Raw genomic sequence first — 14,159 nt, forward strand, 5'->3', positions numbered from 1 at the left:
AACACAGCATCTACGTCCACGCCGATTACGGTTCCCGGGGCCTGGGGCGTGCCCTTCTGGACGCCTTCGTCACCGCAAGCGAGGACGCCGGCATCTAAACCATCCAATCCGGTGTGTTCCCCGAGAACACGGCCAGCCTGGCTCTGCACCAGGTGGTCGGCTTCCGCGTCCTCGGCACCCGCGAACGCATCGGACGCCACCACGGCGTCTGGCGCGACGTCGTCATGATCGAACGCCGTAGCCCGGCCATCTGATGTCACCGGTGGTGTCAGTGCCTGATGCGGTTGGGGCCGGTGCCCAGGGCGAGGAGACCGGCGAGGGCGGACATGGCCGCAAGCAGAGTGAACAGTTGCGGATATCCGCCCAGGGGTGGGGCGAGAACGGCCCCGGCGAAGGGAGCCAGAGCTGCGGCGATGGTGGCGGGGGCGGCCAGCAGGCCCGACAGGCGGCCGTAGTGGGCGGTGCCCCAGCGGTCGGGGACGGCGGTGGCCTGGAGCAGGGTGAGGTTGCCGCGCACCATGCCTGCGGCGACGGCGATCGCGGTGAGTAGTGCAATCGGTCCGGGGATGATGGCCAGGGCGGCGGTGGTGGCGCCACCGGCCGCCATCAGCGCGGCGGTGCGGAGCCTCACGTCGGTGCGGCGGGCGGGGGGGGCGGAGAGGGGGCGGCCGAGGGTCTGACCGGCTCCGCCCAGGCCGAGTGCCCAGGCGGCGGCCGTGGTAGAGGCACCACGCGTGGTGAGAAGGGGAACCAGCGCGATGACGACGGCGTACATCGCGAAGGCGGAGGCGGTCAGCGCGGCAGTCAGCAGGAGGAACGGCCTGCTCCTGGCCACGTTCACCAGTGCATCGCCAGATCCATGTGCAGGCTGCCCGGACGGCGGCGATGGAGCGAGGGGCCAGGGGGTTCTCAGCGCGAGAGCGTGGGCCGGGATGGTGACGACGGCCAGGATCGCGGCGAGCACCACGTAGGTGGTGCGCCAGGACAGGTGCTCGGCGAGGGCGGCGGTCAGGGGGGCGAAGACGGTGGAGGCCAGCCCGCCGGCGAGGGTCACGATGGTGAGCGCGCGGACGCGGTCGGGTCCCCACCAGCGGGTCACGGCGGCGAAAGCCGGCTGGTAGAAGGTGGCCGCCATGGCGATCCCGGCCAGCAGCCAGGCCGCGGTGAAGGATGGCAGAGTGGGCGCGCAGGCGGCGGCCAGCACGCTGAGCGTCGCCAGGATGGACCCGATGGTCATCACCGCCCGTGGGCCGCGGGCGTCCAGGATGCGGCCGACGGGGATGCCGGCGAAGGCGGAGACGAGCAGGGCGGCGGAGAAGGCCGCGGTGGTGGCGGGAGCCGGCCAGCCGGTGTCTGCGGTGATGGCCGGGTTGAGCACCGGGAAGGCGTAGTAGACCACGCCCCAGCTGGTGATCTGGGTGGCGCACAGGGCGGGCAGGACGGCACGCGGCCGCGACCGGTCGTCATCTCCGGTCGCGGCCGTGTGATCGTGAAGGTCGGTCACCGGGTCAGCAGCCGCCGGAGGAGACGGGAGCGCCGATACCGATCTGCAGCGTGGCCGGGGCAGCGCAACAGCCACCGGACGCCTGCGCCGTGTCCGCCTGGTCGAACAGGCCGGAGCCGCCGCACACCCCGGTCTCGGGCAGGACGAGCTCGACGCGTTCGGCGGCCTCTCGGTCGCCGGTCAGGGCGGCGGCGATGGAGCGCGTCTGCTCATAACCGGTCATGGCCAGGAACGTCGGGGCGCGGCCGTAGGACTTCATGCCGACCAGGTAGATGCCCTGCTCGGGGTGGGACAGCTCGTTCACGCCGTGGGGGTAGACGGTGCCGCAGGAGTGCACGTTGGGGTCGATCAGCGGCGCCAGCGCGAGCGGGGCCTGGAGGCGCTCGTCCAGGCCGAGGCGCACCTCGGACAGGAACGACAGGTCGGGGCGGAATCCGGTCAGCACGATGACCTCGTCGACCGGTTCGGTGGCCCGGCCGTCGTCGGCGACGAGGACCAGGCGGTCGCCGTCATGCTCGATCGCGGCGGTGCGGAAGCCGGGGACCGCGCTGGCGTGGCCGGCCTCGACAGCGGCCTTGGCCGCCAGGCCGAGGGCGCCGCGTGCGGGAAGCTGGTCGGCCTCGCCGCCGCCGAAGGTGCCCGCGCCGATGCTCCGCCGCAGGACCCAGACCGCGTGCGTGCCCGGCTCCTGCTCGGCCAGGTCGGCAAGGGCCGCCAGCGCGGTGAAGGCCGAGGCGCCGGAGCCGACCACCGCGGTGCGCCGACCGGCGTACCGGGCGCGTACGGCCGGGTCCCGCAGGTCGGGGACACGGTAGGAGATGCGGTCGGTCGCGCTCTTTTCACCGAGGGCGGGCAGCCCGTCGCCGCCGAGCGGGTTGGGGGTGGTCCAGGTGCCGGAGGCGTCGATGACCGCACGGGCACTGATGCGCTCTTCACCGCCGTCGCCGGTGCGTACGTGCACGGTGAAGGGCTGCTCGTCGCGGCCGGAGTCGACCATCCGGTCTCGTCCGGCCTTGGCCACGCCGGTGACTGTGGTGGTGTAGCGGACCTTGTCGCCGAGGGCGTCGGCGAGCGGCTGCAGGTACTGCTCGGCCCAGTCTCCGCCGGTCGGGTACGTCGCCGCGTCCGGGCGGACCCAGCCGGTCGGGGCTAGCAGCTTTTCGGCGGCGGGGTCGACGACCTCGCCCCAGGTGGAGAACAACCGCACGTGTGACCAATCCCGGACGGCGGATCCGGCCGCCGGGCCGGCCTCCAGCACCAGTGGGTCGAGTCCGCGTTCGACCAAGTGGGCGGCGGCGGCCAGGCCGACGGGACCGGCTCCGATCACGATGACAGGCAGTTCGGCGGCGGACGTGGTCACGGCGTCTCCTCTGATTCGACATTCGTCTATGAGTTGCGCGGCCAGCATGGCATCTGTTTCGATGTTCGTCAACATAGACATTCATCGAAATAGGAAGAGGGTTCGTCATGGAAGCCGAGGTTGTGGTGATCGGGGGCGGCCAGTCGGGGCTGGCCACGGCGTACGCGTTGCGACGAGAGGGGGTGACGCCGGTATTGCTGGAGGCCGCGGACCGGCCGGCGGGGTCGTGGCCGCACTACTACGACAGCCTCACTTTGTTCTCCCCGGCCCGCTACAGCTCGCTGCCGGGGATGCCGTTCGGCGGCGACCCGGACCGTTACCCGCACCGTGACGAGGTGGTGGACTACCTCACCGCCTACGCCGCCCGCCTGGACGCCGACATTCGCACCGGTGCCCGCGTGGCGGAGGTCAGCGCGGAGGGCGAAGGGTTCGGCATCACCCTGCAGGACGGCAGCCGCCTCGCCGCGCGCGCGGTGGTCGCGGCGAGTGGAACCTTCGGCAACCCCTACCGGCCGGCGCTGCCCGGTTTGGAGAACTTCACCGGGACGGTGCTGCACGCGGCCGACTACCGGACCCCGGAGCCGTTCGCCGGTCAGCGAGTCATCGTGATCGGGGCGGGCAACTCCGCGGTGCAGATCGCCGCCGAACTCGCCACGGTGGCGCGGGTGACGCTGGCGACCCGCGCTCCGGTGCGGTTCGCCCGTCAGCACCTGCTCGGCCGGGACCTGCACTTCTGGCTCACCGTCACCGGGCTGGACACCGCGCCGCTGGGCCGCCTGCTGCGCACACCTCCGACGCAGCCGGTCCTCGACGACGGCCGCTACCGCTCAGCCCTGGACGTCGATGCCCCGGATCGGCGTGCCCTGTTCGTCGAGGCCGGCGACGGCAAGGTGACCTGGGCGGACGGCACGACCGAGCAGGTGGATGCGATCGTGCTGGCCACCGGTTACCGCCCCGATCTCCCCTATCTGGCAGGGCTCGGCGTGCTGGACGCGGCCGGGCGTCCGCTACACCGCGACGGCGCCTCGCTCACCCATCCTCTGCTCGCCTACGTCGGGCTGGAATGGCAGCGCAGCCTGTCGTCCAACTCGTTGCGCGGGGTGGGCCGGGACGCCGCCCGCGCCGCCCGCCGGCTGGCTGCACGCCTGCGCCGCTGACCGGCCGTGCGTCACCCACTGCGGCGGATGCACTGGTGGGCCCTCACGCGTTGGTTCGACGTATGTCAACATAGATGCATGTCGAATACGCGGACGCTGCCAGTGCTGGAGCCTGATGTCGTGCCGTGCTGCCCGCCGCTCACCGAACGCACGCTCACGGCCGCAGAAGCCGAGCGGACGGCGGCGATGTTCAAGGCGCTCAGCGACCCGGTGCGGCTACGCCTGTTCTCCGCGGTGGCCTCCGCGCCGGACGGCGAGGCGTGCGTGTGCGACATCTCCGATGTCGGGGTCTCCCAGCCGACCGTCTCTCACCATCTGAAGAAGCTGAGGGAGGCCGGTCTGCTGGCCTCCGAGCGGCGGGGCACGTGGGTGTACTACCGGGTCGAGCCGAGCGTGCTGGCCGGGATGGGCCGGCTGCTGACCGGCGCCGCGCGCGTCTGAGAACACTGTTCGGGCCTGTATGCAGCGGGTCCGCTGTGGACTTACCGGAGCAGCACACGTGCCGCCGACGGGTGTCTTGTCAGGGGGTGGCGGGGGCGAGTCTGCGCCGCCAGGCGAGGGAGACGTAGACCAGCGCCACCAGCACGGGGACCTCGATCAGCGGTCCTATGACCCCTGACAGGGCCTGGCCGGAGGTGACGCCGAAGGTGGCGATGGCCACCGCGATCGCCAGCTCGAAGTTGTTGCCGGCCGCGGTGAAGGCCAGCGTGGCGGTCCGGTCGTACGGCAGGCCCAGGGTCTTGCCGAGGGCGAAGGTGCCGAACCACATCAGCGCGAAGTAGGCCAGTAGCGGCAGCGCGATGCGGGCGACGTCGGCGGGCTCGGAGGTGATCGTCCTGCCCTGCAGAGCGAACAGGATCACGATCGTGAACAGCAGCCCGTACAGTGCGAACGGGCCGATCTTCGGCAGGAACACGCTCTCGTATCGCTGGCGGCCGAGCCTGCGCTCGCCGAGGCGGCGGGTGAGGAATCCGGCCAGCAGCGGGATGCCGAGGAAGATGACGACGTTGAGGGCGATCTTCCATGAGGAGATGCCGAGGTGCTGCCCCTGGCCGAGGCCGAGCCAGCCGGGCAGCACCTGCAGATAGAACCAGCCGAGCAGGCCGAACGCCAGGACCTGGAACACGCTGTTGAGCGCCACCAGGACGGCGGCGGCCTCGCGGTCGCCGCAGGCCAGGTCGTTCCAGATGATGACCATGGCGATGCAGCGGGCCAGGCCGACGATGATCAGACCGGTGCGGTATTCCGGAAGGTCAGGTAGGAAGATCCAGGCCAGGGCGAACATCACGGCCGGGCCGATGATCCAGTTGACGACCAGCGAAGAGATCATCAGGCGGCGGTCGCCGGTGACCGCGTCGAGCTTGTCATAGCGGACCTTGGCCAGCACCGGATACATCATGATCAGCAGACCGAGAGCGATCGGCAGGGAGATGCCGCCGATCGCGACCTTCGACAGCACGGCGTTCAGTCCCGGGACGCCGCGGCCCAGACCGAGGCCCAGGGCCATGGCGGCCAGGATCCACACCGCAAGGAAACGGTCCAGCAGCGACAGCTTGCCCGCCACGCCGCTGGGCGCGGCGTGCGCGGGCTCGGGGGCCGTCATGGGCAGGCCCTCTTCCTGCCGGCGGCGGCGGTGGCACGGGCGGTATCGGCCAGTTCGGCGAACTGCCCGGCCAAGGAGGCGATGACGTCAGGCTTGAGCCGGTAGTAGGTGAACCGGCCGCACGGCTCGGTGTCCACCACCCCGGCGTCCCGCAGCACCTTCAGGTGGTTGGACAGGTTGGTCTGCCGCGCGCCGGTCTCTTCCACCAGGTGCGTGGTGCACAGCGTTTCCCGGGCGAGCAGGGTCACGATCTGCAGCCGCAGGGGATCGGCCAGCACCCGCAACAGATCAGTGTCGACTGACATCAGCATGTACTGATACTTTCACATCAGCCGGCGCTGATGCGAACCTGACGCCCCGGCCCACCTTCGGCACGCCATTCGCGACGCGATCGACGGGCGAGTCACCGACCTGCTCGCCACCCTGCCCCGCGCCTGCCCGCCACCACTATTGGCGAGAAAGAAAAGGAAGATGCTCACGACCGCTACAACCACGTCGGTTCTGTTCGTCTGTGTGCACAACGCCGGCCGCTCCCAGATGGCCGCCGGATTCCTCTCCCAGCTTGCCGGCGACCGCATCGAGGTCCGCTCCGCCGGGTCGCTGCCCGCCGAGCAGGTGAACCCGGCCGTCGTGGCGGCGATGAAGGAGGTCGGCATCGACATCTCCGGCCAGACCCCCAAGGTGCTAACCCCCGAGGTGGTGCAGGCCTCCGACTACGTCATCACCATGGGCTGCGGGGATGCCTGCCCGATCTTTCCTGGTAAGAAGTACCTCGACTGGGCACTGGACGACCCCGCAGGCAAGGGCGTCGAGGCCGTCCGGCCGATCCGCGACGAGATCAACACCCGCGTCCAGGCTTTGATCGCCGAGATCGATGCGCAGCAAGAAAGCTGATCTCGCCGCTCTTGCCGCCACCCCCGGGTGTCCTCGCGCGGGCGTACTCCGGTCGGCGGCAGCGCCCCGTCGCGTTCCTCCTGCCGGCGGGCCGGCATCCCCGGGAGACGATGCCGCAGCATGGTCATAGGCGTGTGATCAGTGTTGGGATGGCTCGTATCGCCAGCATGATCCTCGCGACGCTGCCGGTCAGCGCCACGAGCAGCAGCAAGGACGGCGGTGGCACAAGCGTGACGACCGTGCCCAGTATGACCGTGTCCAGGACGGCGACGGTTCCCGCGCCGCCCAGGGCGGCCAGCCGTACGGTGTGATAGTGCCGCTGTTCCCGGACGGCGGTCACGAGCATGAGCACGGCCGAGCCGAGCAGGAGGCCGAAGGCCAGGCGTGCGGCCAGTGGGATCGCCGCGGCCCAGCCGTCGGCGGTGATAAGAGCGGTGCCCCAGCACAGGCCGACGATCGGCCCGGCCACGAGCAGCGTGAACGCGGCGTGCCGAGCCGGTGAGGCGCGAACGAAGGCGGCGGTGACGGCGTCGGCGTCGCCGAAGTCCGCAAGGGCGGCCCGGGCTGCCGCATCCGGGTCCCCGAGCCGCTCCATCTGGTCGTCGTACGAGGCGAGCAGTCCGTCGGCGAGCTCGTCGACCACGGAGCCGGGCAGACGTTCGGCGAGCGTCCGCAGGTGGCGTTCGATCAGTTCGTGGCCGGCCACGGTCCACCACCCAGCGCCGCGGATATCACCGCGGCGAACTCCTGCCATTGGTCGCGTGCCCCCGCCAAAGAGCGCCGCCCCTGCTCGGTCAGCTCATAAGTGCGCCGTCTGCGACCGCCCACCACCGACCAGCTCCCCTTGATCAGTCCCGCGCGCTCCAGCCGGTGCAGCGCCGGATAGACGGTGCCGGTGGGTAGATCGAGCTTGCCGCCTGTGGCGTCGCGCAGGGCTTCCTTCACGGCGTAGCCGTGCTGCGGCCCGTCCTCCAGTGTGGCGAGCAGGAGGCCGTCCAGGTGCCCTTTCAGTGCTTCTGCCCTCATAGGTAGTAACGCTATATCTGCTCTTCCTGTACGCCAAGACCCGGAGTAGCGTCCCTACATGTAGGGACGCTACGTATTGGAGATGCGATGGACCACATCGACATCCTGGGCACTCCGATCCCCAACGCCGGACCGGTCTTCTTCGTCGCACTCGCCATCCACATCACTGCAGGGATCACCTGCGTGTGCTGCGGTGCGATCGCCGCGCTGACATGGAAGGGAAGCCCACGGCACCGGCGGTTCGGCCGCGTCTACCTGTGGGCGTGGGCCGTGGTCTACCTCACCCTGACCGTCATGTCGGTGATCCGCTGGCGGGAGAACGTCCACCTGTTCGTCATCGGCACCCTTGGCCTTACCGCCGCGCTGACGGGCTACGTCAACCGGGGGCGCCGGCCCGACCTTCACATCCTCGCAATGGGCGCGTCCTACGTGCTCCTGTTGATCGGCTTCTATGTCGACAACGGCCCCCGCCTGCCGTTGTGGGAGAGGCTCCCGACCGTTGCCTACTGGCTGCTCCCAGCCCTTATCGGCTCCGCTTTGATCGCGCGCGCAATCGTCCGGAGGCGCCAGCGACACGCATCGGCACACAGTGATTCTCGGTGACAGCTATACGCCCGGCCGATTCGCCTTATCCAGTTTGATCAATTTCGTACAGGACGAGTCGGCATTGACCAACTGATCGCCTGTCTCCGGATGTCGGAGACACAGTCGACGGAGACCGTGGTCTTCAACCCGCTCGCACGGCAGACCATCGGCGAGATGATCGAGGTGAAGCGTCGTCCTCCGGCTGTGTTGCTGGAGCTCGCGGCAAAAGCCCGCGTCATCGCCTGAATGTCACCCCCCAACCGGTGGTTGGGTTCGCCCCTGTGAGCCGGCCGTACGGTCGCGGCATGAGTACGCAGGCTTGCCGATCCGGCGGTGGTCCGCGACGCGCTCCAGTCGCTCGCCGCCACACTCGAAGGCCGGGGCTTCGCCGTGTGGCTCCGCAGCGGTGAGGGGTTTTCGCTCCACCTCTTCGTGATGAACCCTGAGGCTCCGGTCCTCACGGAGGACATCATGATCGCGCCGGATGCGGAGGGGGAGTGGAGCTTCTGGTTCCCCCGGCCCGAACGGATCGCCCTCGTCAGGAACGTCACCGAGGCCGCCGACCGCATCGAGCGTGTGGCCCGTGATCGCGCCCTGGTCCGGGCACGCCTCGGGCTTCGCCGGCACCGTACCCCGGCGGGGCCTGAGTCTGTGGCGGGTGTGGACGTGGCGCGGCCGTGTCCGAGGGGCGGATTCAACGTGGACGCCGGACGAGGGGAACCGGCTGGGCGCGGCGGGCGGCCTCGTGGGCGAGCCGTGGAGCGAGGGCGCGGCCGTTGGCCAGGAGGGTGCGCAACCGCCGGAGCCTGCCGCCGGCGAGGCTGGAGTCCGCCAGCGCCCGGTCCACGGTGACGTGCGCGCCGCCGGGCACGGGGGTGGCGGAGCCGATGAACACGACGTTCTCCTGGCCGTTGAAGTCCTCGGGATGGCTGGGGAAGGTCAGGCAGGCCGGACCGGCGGCGATGTCGCAGCCGAGGCCGGTCCGGATCAGGAAACCGTCATCCGTCGGCTCGGCGCCGAGGGATCTGATCGGAAACGGCCAGCCGTCGGTGTTACGCACGGTCAGCACCGGGTCGCCGAGCCGTACCGCGCGGCGGCGCGCTCTCGTCCTCCGAGCACCGGCCCACGAGCACCGCGAAACCCCGCTCCCGCGCCCGGGCCGCCAGTTCCTGACTCAACCGCGTTTTCCCGATGCCCGGCTCGCCCACCAGCATCGCGAACTGCGGAATCCCACGCGCCGCCGCGGCGAGCAGGTCCTCCAGCGTGGCGAGTTCCGCGGCGCGGCCGACGAGCGGCCAGGGCCGCGGGTCGGTGCCGGCGGCGGGGCCCTCGGCCGGGACGGCGATGGGCGCGGGCGCGGGTGCGGGTGCGGGTGCGGGTGCGGGTGCGGGTGCGGGTGCGGGCGGGGACGGGGCGGAAAGGGGGAGGGGAGGCGGGGACGGGGACCGGAGCGGGGGCGGGCCGCCAGAAGATGGCGGAGTCCTGACGCAGGATCGCGCCCTCCAGTTCGCGCAGCGCGGCCCCCGGATCCAGGCCCAGCTCGTCGGCGAGGATCCGGCGTACCTGCCGTAACGCCTCCAGGGCGTCCGCCTGCCGGTCCGCGCCGGCCAAGGCCAGGACGCGCAGCATCCACAGTCGCTCACGCAGCGGATGCTCCGCCGTCAGCGCCTCCGGCTCCGCCGCGAGCGTCGCGTGCCGCCCGAGGGCGAGCAGGGCGGCCGCGTGGTCCTCGATCGCGACCATGCGCAGCTCTTCCAGCCGCGCCCGCTCCGCGACGGCCGCGGGCACCTCATCCAGGTCGACGTACGGGGTCCCCTGCCACAATGCGAGCGCGGCATCGAGTTCTCCGAGCACCTCGGCCAGTTCCGCGGCGGTGAGATCGGGCCGGTTGACCACGGAACCGGCCGTGGCGGCGGGCCACGCGCCGAGACGGCCGTGCGCGGTGGTCACGGCGGCGTCGAACCGGGCCGCGTCGACGGCCTCGGCGGACAGCCGCAGGGCGTACCCGGGCGTGACCGTGACGAGGACCTTCGCGGGCATGCGGGCGGGCCGGTCGGGCTCGAGCGCCCGGCGCAGGCCGGCGACGTAGACGTGCAGCGTCGGCACCGCGTTCGGCGGCGGCGCGTCCCCCCACAACAGATCGATGAGAGCGTCCACGGACACCGGCCGCCCGCCGTACAACGCGAGCGCCGCGAGCACCTGCCGCTGCTTGCGACCACCGAGATCGACCAGGTAGCCGTTGTGGGATGCCCTGATCGCCCCCAGTACGTCCACCTGCACGGGGCACAGCGTATGACAGGAGTGATGTTTCCCTCGTGCGGTGTGAACACGGCTGCCGCATGACCGGCACGGCTGGCCGCGCCGAACGCGATGAGGTCGATGCGCTTGTGGGCCGACTCGCGCAGCCGGACGACCTACTGCTCGGACGACCCCTCGGCGGACGGGAAGGTCAGACGGGTGTCGCCGTGCTCGGCCTTGAGCCCCCAGAGTGTAGAACTCGAGCTGCTTGGCGTGGTCGGCACGGCGAGGTCGACGTGCCGTAGATGGGTGATCAGACGTTCGGGCGGTTTCTCCGGTGACGGATCGGTCAGGGGTAGATCAGGCGGGGCGGCTGACGAGCATCGTGATGGTTCGCATGAGGCCGGGAATGTCGCCCTGTTCGCGCGCGAGCTGCCAGGCGGCGAGCTGGTTGGAGGCGTCGACGACGGTCTTCGCACGGCCCACACGGCGAGCGTGGAACTCGTCCCAGAGATCCTGATCGACGGCGTCATGAGTGATCAGGAGCTCCGTGAGGACGGCGGCGTCCTCAAGGGCCTGGGCGCCGCCCTGGGCGATGGTCGGCGGGCAGGTGTGCGCGGCGTCGCCGATGAGCACGACTCGCCCGCGGTTCCATGGCGGCGCGAGCACGTGGGTCTCGAACCACGTGTAGTGGACCCGGGAGGGATCGGTGAGCGTCTCCCGGATCTCGTCCCACGGTCCGTGGTAGGCCTGGGAGAGGTCCCTCATGACGGCCAGCTGCTGCTCCGGCGTGAGGGTGGAGCGGTCCTGCGCGTCCTCCACGATGTACGCGTAAAGCGAATCCTCACTCGTAGGGCAGTAGCCGGCGATATAAGAGGGGCCGCCGTAGTAGAGGTCGGTGCGTGTCACACCGGCCGGCCGCGGGCCGAAGCTCCGCCAGATGCCCATGCCGACCGACTTGGTCTCCAGGTCGATGCCCAGCGCACGGCGGGTCGAGGAGCGGATGCCGTCCGCACCGATCACGAGGTCGTACCGCCCGGCGGACTCGTCGGAGAAGGTGACGGCGACCTCGGGGTCGTCCTGGCGCAGTTCGGTGAATGTCATCCCGTACCGGATCTTGACGCCCACCTCCCTGGCGCGGTCGTGCAGGATGCGGGCCAGTTCGGGGCGGGACATCCCCATCGCGGCGGGATAGTCCGGGCCGCCGGTCTTGGCATCCGGGACCTCGAAGAGCACCGTCCCGTACGGGTCGGGCGCCCGGATGCCGGTGACGTCGAAAGGGTAGCCGCGCTCGCTCGCGCGTTCCCAGACGCCCAGTCTGTCAAGCTCGCGGAGTGCGTTGCCCTGCAGGGTGATCCCCGAGCCGAGCGCGGTGACCTGCGGCTCGATCTCCACCAGGTCCACCGCCACCCCGGCGGAGGCCAGGTGTACGGCTGCTCCGGCTCCGGCCAGGCCGCTGCCGACGATGAGGACGTTCTTCACGGCGGGCATGTCAGGACTCCTTGATCACTTGACTGCGATCGGATTGACCGGTCCGCCCACGGCGCCGGTCACGCCCCAGCGACCCCAATTGGAGTTCCGTTCGGCGGCGGCGATGGCTCCCTCGGGATCCGCAGGGTGCACGGGCGCCGTGGCGGGGATGCGGGGCACGAAGGTCCTCTCTCGGGCCGGGGACGTTGACCATGGTGCGGGAGGGATGGTCATCAGGGAAGAGGCAATGGGTGATGTCGCTCACCAGTGCGATGGCCAAGCTGTTGGTCATGGGGCTCTCGAACCTGGACCTCAACCTGCTGGTGTCTCTCGACGCGCTGCTCGACCAGCGCAGCGTCACCAGGGCCGCCCAGCAGCCGGGGCTGAGCCGGCCGGCCGGCACCTGCTGGAGTATCGCGACGTGCCCGAGGCGTTGGAACGGCGGCAGTCAGCCCACGTACTCGCCGGGGTCGAGGGTGACGTGCGGCCGGATCACCAGGGTGTCGTCGGCGAACTCTCGCCGGATCGTCAGCTCGCAGCCCACTTTCAGCGGGCCGTACGCGTCGGGGTCCTATCTGCGGGTGCCGGGGTCGAGGTCGAGGTCGCCGTCCCACAAGGGGGAGGTCTCGTCGACGGGCCGGTGAGGCCAGTCGCGGTAGGCCGAGATCGTGGACATCACCACGTAGCGGTCCAACGCTGCCGACCAGCGCCCGCGCCGCGTTGCGCACCAGGGCCGGTACGGCTCCCGCCACGTCGAGCACCACGTCCCATGGCCCATGTGCGGGAAGCCGCGCCAAGTCTTCGGGGCGTGCCCAGTCACCGCGGATGTGATGCGCTCTCTCGGGCGGGTGCCGCTGCGTTCGCGGTTGAAGAGGGTGACCTCCCAGCCTCGCTGCATGGCCTCTGCCACCACGGCACGGCCAATGTGGATCGGCGGCGATCGATCTGTTGCTGGCACGGGAAGTGTCACCCCTAAGTAAGTTACTGTCATACTGACAAAAAGCTATGGTCGTTTCATGACTGACGACCGGTGGGAGCCGCCGAGCGTTCTACTCGCGGTCGACCTGGTGATCTTGACATTGCGCGACGCCCGCCTGCACGTCCTACTCGTCGAACGTGGTGTGGAGCCTTATCAGGGAGCCTTTGCCCTGCCAGGCGGCTTCCTGCACGACGAGGATGAGGGCATCGAAGCGGCGGCGCGCCGGGAGTTGGCGGAGGAAGCCGGCCTAGCCGACGTTCATCTGGAGATGATCGGCGTGTACGGCGACCCAGGGCGCGACCCCCGTGGCAGGGTGGTCTCGGTCGCTCACCTGGCCATCGCGCCCTGGTTGCCGGACCCCATCGCCGGTACGGATGCGGCCAGCGCCTGCTGGACGCCGGTTGAGGACGTCCTGTTCGCCTCCGCATATGTGCAACTGGCGTTCGACCATCGGCGGATCCTTGCCGACGGAGTCGAACGGGCCCGGACCAAGCTCGAGCACACGTCACTCGCCACGGCTTTCTGCGCCAAGACCTTCACCATCTCCGAACTCCAGCAGGTCTACGAGGCGGTATGGGGAGTCCGGCTCGATCCTCGCAACTTCTATCGCAAGGTCCAGAGTGCCCGCGGCTTTATCGTCCCGGCTGGCCCGATGCGGCGTCCACAGAGCGGCCGCCCCGCCCGGCTCTTCAAGGCTGGGCCGGTTCAGGCCTTGTATCCGCCCATGGTCCGCTCCACTCAGCCTGGACACGAAGTCCTCGGCGGTCACGCTGCTGGAATCGCGCCCGAAGGAGGCGAGCACGCATGAACGAGCGTCCTGTCGTGATCCTTACCGCGATGGATCTGGAGTATCGGGCCGTCCGCAAGCACCTGGCTGGGCTGCGGACGCATCACCACCGCGCCGGCACCTTGTTCGAGGTGGGCCACCTGACAGACGGCGATTGTCAGGTGGTCCTGGGTCTGGTGGGCAAGGGCAACCCCCCCGCCGCTGTGCTTGCCGAACGGGCGATCAGCGAGTTCGATCCCCTCGCATTGCTGTTCGTCGGGGTAGCCGGCGCTCTGTGGCCGCAGGTCGGCCTGGGTGATGTGGTGGTCGCGACCCACGTCTACGCCTACCACGGGGGCACCAGTGAGGACGACGGGTTCAAGGCCCGGCCCCGCGTCTGGGAGATTTCGCACGAGGCGGCGCAGGTGGCGCATCACCTTGATCGCAGCGGTGCCTGGACTCGGCGCCTGCCCGATGGTGAACCACTCCGACTTTCGTGGAGGCCCTGAAGCCAGCATCATCTGCTGGCGGAAGGGAGAATCACGTCACGATGCCAGCCCCGAGGAAGTATCCCCAA

The 14,159-nt window shown here is 70.2% G+C and carries 18 protein-coding genes and 1 pseudogene; 8 read left to right on the top strand and 11 right to left on the bottom strand.

From position 1 onward, the window contains the following. The first annotated feature begins 113 nt into the window (after window positions 1-113). Window positions 114-254: a GNAT family N-acetyltransferase gene (locus tag FLV34_RS41970; RefSeq protein ID WP_222709743.1), complete on the top strand. Its 141-nt coding sequence runs from the start codon at window positions 114-116 to the stop codon at window positions 252-254. A gap of 14 nt (window positions 255-268) precedes the next feature. On the opposite strand, the gene FLV34_RS35275 is transcribed toward FLV34_RS41970, so the two are convergent. Together FLV34_RS35275 and FLV34_RS35280 are read right to left on the bottom strand one after the other, a co-directional pair. Then, on the bottom strand, window positions 269-1,504 hold the full coding sequence (locus FLV34_RS35275) for an MFS transporter (protein ID WP_147945162.1): 1,236 nt from the start codon (window positions 1,502-1,504) through the stop codon (window positions 269-271). A gap of 4 nt (window positions 1,505-1,508) precedes the next feature. Continuing rightward, window positions 1,509-2,864: an NAD(P)-binding domain-containing protein gene (locus FLV34_RS35280; protein ID WP_261986019.1), complete on the bottom strand. Its 1,356-nt coding sequence runs from the start codon at window positions 2,862-2,864 to the stop codon at window positions 1,509-1,511. Window positions 2,865-2,971: 107 nt separating this feature from the next. Here FLV34_RS35280 and FLV34_RS35285 point away from each other — a divergent pair, with 107 nt between their 5' ends. Continuing rightward, window positions 2,972-4,021, top strand: coding sequence for an NAD(P)/FAD-dependent oxidoreductase (locus tag FLV34_RS35285; RefSeq protein ID WP_142647785.1), 1,050 nt, complete (start codon window positions 2,972-2,974; stop codon window positions 4,019-4,021). A 78-nt stretch (window positions 4,022-4,099) separates the two neighbouring features. Next, entirely contained in the window at window positions 4,100-4,462 is a 363-nt protein-coding gene (locus FLV34_RS35290) for a metalloregulator ArsR/SmtB family transcription factor (RefSeq protein WP_142647783.1), read from the top strand. A gap of 79 nt (window positions 4,463-4,541) precedes the next feature. Here FLV34_RS35290 and arsB read toward each other — a convergent pair whose 3' ends face one another. Both arsB and FLV34_RS35300 read right to left on the bottom strand, forming a co-directional pair. Next, window positions 4,542-5,624 carry an ACR3 family arsenite efflux transporter gene (arsB, locus tag FLV34_RS35295; RefSeq protein WP_142647781.1) on the bottom strand — a complete coding sequence of 361 codons (1,083 nt, stop codon included), beginning with the start codon at window positions 5,622-5,624 and terminating at the stop codon, window positions 4,542-4,544. Then, window positions 5,621-5,935 carry a helix-turn-helix transcriptional regulator gene (locus tag FLV34_RS35300; protein WP_142647779.1) on the bottom strand — a complete coding sequence of 105 codons (315 nt, stop codon included), beginning with the start codon at window positions 5,933-5,935 and terminating at the stop codon, window positions 5,621-5,623. Before FLV34_RS35300 ends, arsB begins: the two co-directional genes overlap by 4 nt. A gap of 160 nt (window positions 5,936-6,095) precedes the next feature. Between FLV34_RS35300 and FLV34_RS35305 the strand changes: the two genes are divergently transcribed. Next, on the top strand, window positions 6,096-6,518 hold the full coding sequence (locus FLV34_RS35305) for an arsenate reductase ArsC (protein ID WP_142647777.1): 423 nt from the start codon (window positions 6,096-6,098) through the stop codon (window positions 6,516-6,518). Between the two features lie 124 nt (window positions 6,519-6,642). On the opposite strand, the gene FLV34_RS35310 is transcribed toward FLV34_RS35305, so the two are convergent. Beyond that, on the bottom strand, window positions 6,643-7,224 hold the full coding sequence (locus FLV34_RS35310) for a hypothetical protein (protein ID WP_147945163.1): 582 nt from the start codon (window positions 7,222-7,224) through the stop codon (window positions 6,643-6,645). Next, window positions 7,206-7,544 (bottom strand): PadR family transcriptional regulator, encoded by a 339-nt coding sequence (locus tag FLV34_RS35315; protein WP_142647773.1) that lies wholly within the window; start codon window positions 7,542-7,544, stop codon window positions 7,206-7,208. The genes FLV34_RS35310 and FLV34_RS35315 overlap by 19 nt, the downstream gene beginning before the upstream one ends. 87 nt (window positions 7,545-7,631) lie before the next feature. Between FLV34_RS35315 and FLV34_RS35320 the strand changes: the two genes are divergently transcribed. Beyond that, window positions 7,632-8,147 (top strand): DUF2306 domain-containing protein, encoded by a 516-nt coding sequence (locus tag FLV34_RS35320; RefSeq protein ID WP_147945164.1) that lies wholly within the window; start codon window positions 7,632-7,634, stop codon window positions 8,145-8,147. Window positions 8,148-8,237: 90 nt separating this feature from the next. After that, window positions 8,238-8,375, top strand: coding sequence for a hypothetical protein (locus FLV34_RS40920; RefSeq protein WP_187280815.1), 138 nt, complete (start codon window positions 8,238-8,240; stop codon window positions 8,373-8,375). A gap of 448 nt (window positions 8,376-8,823) precedes the next feature. Here FLV34_RS40920 and FLV34_RS35325 read toward each other — a convergent pair whose 3' ends face one another. From FLV34_RS35325 to FLV34_RS42925, 5 genes and pseudogenes are all read right to left on the bottom strand, one after another. Continuing rightward, complete coding sequence (locus tag FLV34_RS35325; protein WP_142647769.1) at window positions 8,824-9,189, bottom strand: hypothetical protein; 366 nt, start codon at window positions 9,187-9,189, stop codon at window positions 8,824-8,826. Then, window positions 9,182-9,658 carry an ATP-binding protein gene (locus tag FLV34_RS42910; RefSeq protein WP_261986020.1) on the bottom strand — a complete coding sequence of 159 codons (477 nt, stop codon included), beginning with the start codon at window positions 9,656-9,658 and terminating at the stop codon, window positions 9,182-9,184. Before FLV34_RS42910 ends, FLV34_RS35325 begins: the two co-directional genes overlap by 8 nt. Continuing rightward, window positions 9,630-10,409 (bottom strand): annotated as a pseudogene (locus FLV34_RS42915) (BTAD domain-containing putative transcriptional regulator); the annotation flags it as partial. The pseudogene FLV34_RS42915 and the gene FLV34_RS42910, both read right to left, overlap by 29 nt. A gap of 318 nt (window positions 10,410-10,727) precedes the next feature. Then, window positions 10,728-11,858: an FAD-dependent monooxygenase gene (locus FLV34_RS35335; protein ID WP_142647765.1), complete on the bottom strand. Its 1,131-nt coding sequence runs from the start codon at window positions 11,856-11,858 to the stop codon at window positions 10,728-10,730. A 550-nt stretch (window positions 11,859-12,408) separates the two neighbouring features. Continuing rightward, window positions 12,409-12,531, bottom strand: coding sequence for a hypothetical protein (locus FLV34_RS42925; protein WP_261986021.1), 123 nt, complete (start codon window positions 12,529-12,531; stop codon window positions 12,409-12,411). Window positions 12,532-12,853: 322 nt separating this feature from the next. On the opposite strand from FLV34_RS42925, the gene FLV34_RS35345 reads away from it, so the two are divergent. After that, the gene (locus tag FLV34_RS35345; protein WP_147945166.1) at window positions 12,854-13,624 is read left to right on the top strand and encodes an NUDIX domain-containing protein; all 771 of its coding nucleotides are present in this window, start codon (window positions 12,854-12,856) and stop codon (window positions 13,622-13,624) included. Then, window positions 13,621-14,091, top strand: coding sequence for a 5'-methylthioadenosine/S-adenosylhomocysteine nucleosidase (locus FLV34_RS35350; protein WP_147945167.1), 471 nt, complete (start codon window positions 13,621-13,623; stop codon window positions 14,089-14,091). The genes FLV34_RS35345 and FLV34_RS35350 overlap by 4 nt, the downstream gene beginning before the upstream one ends. The last annotated feature ends 68 nt before the right edge of the window (window positions 14,092-14,159 follow it).

The organism is Microbispora sp. CSR-4 (genome assembly GCF_008033685.1).
Classification (GTDB): domain Bacteria; phylum Actinomycetota; class Actinomycetes; order Streptosporangiales; family Streptosporangiaceae; genus Microbispora.